The 1,339-nt window shown below is 71.3% G+C and carries 2 protein-coding genes; one reads left to right on the top strand and one right to left on the bottom strand.

Annotated features, from left to right (window positions below; translation table 11 throughout):
- Positions 1-78: 78 nt before the first annotated feature.
- A complete protein-coding gene (locus ACI2L3_RS40350) occupies positions 79-603 on the bottom strand; it encodes a hypothetical protein (protein WP_404757450.1) in 525 nt (174 codons plus the stop codon).
- Between the two features lie 186 nt (positions 604-789).
- On the opposite strand from ACI2L3_RS40350, the gene ACI2L3_RS40345 reads away from it, so the two are divergent.
- Positions 790-1,320: a peptidylprolyl isomerase gene (locus tag ACI2L3_RS40345; protein ID WP_049161430.1), complete on the top strand. Its 531-nt coding sequence runs from the start codon at positions 790-792 to the stop codon at positions 1,318-1,320.
- The last annotated feature ends 19 nt before the right edge of the window (positions 1,321-1,339 follow it).

Raw genomic sequence — 1,339 nt, 5'->3', positions numbered from 1 at the left:
GGTCACGCCGCCCGCCGCGGCGGCGTCCTTGGCCTGACCGGCACGGTCGCTGAACAGGGCGGCGGACCGCTGCCCGTCCTAGCGGGCGCCCTTGGCGGCCTTCTTCGCGTCCTTGCGCAGGCCCTTGGCGGCCTGGCGGCCGTCCCGGCGCAGCTGCGTGGCCTTGCGGCCCCCACGACGGCGGCCCTTCTTCGCGGCCTTCTCGGCGTCCTTGCGCGCCGCGGCGAACTGCTGCTGCACGTCGTGGCCGGCGTCCTGCGCCTGGGCCTGCAGGTGCTCGAGGAAGTCCTGGACGGTGTCCAGGCCCTTGGCGACGGCGGGGGCCAGCAGCCCGTACTGGTGCGCGACGGCCTCGCCGGCCTTGCGCGCCCCGCGCTCGACGACGGGGCCGTACTCCTTCTTGGCGTCCTGGGCCTTGCGACGGCCCTCCTCGGCCGCGGCGGAGCCGCCGATCAGCCCGTAGGCCGCGGCCACCTCGCTCCAGGCCCGGGTGGACTCCACCTTCGGGGCGGCCCAGTGGCGCAGGTTCTCCGCCTGGCGTGCGACGAACGCGTTCGTACCGCCGTCGTGCTGGATCTCGTCGTGCAGGGTCTTGCGAGCCATGTGATGCCTCCCGTGGGTTCTGGATGGTCGTTGAACGCGGTGGTCCTCGAGGCCCAGCCTAGTGGCCGACCCCCGCAGTGGCACGGGTCCCGGCACGCCGGGAGTGCGTACGCCGATCGCGGAAGATCCCGACCCCGGACGGCGGGATCCGGACGGCCCGCCGCCGCGGATGGAACAATGGGGCGCATGGCGAACAACACGCACACCGCGACCATCCACACGAACCACGGCGACATCGTCGTCGAGCTGTTCGGCAACCACGCCCCGAAGACCGTGAAGAACTTCGTGGGCCTCGCCACCGGCGAGCAGGAGTGGACCCACCCGCAGACCGGTGAGAAGAACAACGGCGCCCCGCTGTACTCCGGCACCGTGTTCCACCGCATCATCAAGGACTTCATGATCCAGGGCGGCGACCCGCTCGGCATGGGCATCGGCGGCCCCGGCTACCAGTTCGGCGACGAGATCCACCCCGAGCTGCAGTTCGACCGCCCCTACCTGCTGGCCATGGCCAACGCCGGCCCCGGCACCAACGGCTCGCAGTTCTTCATCACCTCCGTGCCCACCGGCTGGCTCAACGGCAAGCACACCATCTTCGGCGAGGTGAAGGACGAGGCCTCCCAGAAGGTCGTGGACGAGCTCAACGCCGTCGCCACCGATCCCCGTGACCGCCCGCTCGAGGACGTCGTCATCGAGTCCATCGACATCGACGAGGCCTGAGCAGCCCCTCGGTGAGCAC

This window comes from Streptomyces sp. NPDC029674 (genome assembly GCF_044903205.1).
Taxonomy (GTDB): Bacteria; Actinomycetota; Actinomycetes; order Streptomycetales; family Streptomycetaceae; genus Streptomyces.
This window is presented reverse-complemented; position numbering and strand designations above follow the sequence as displayed.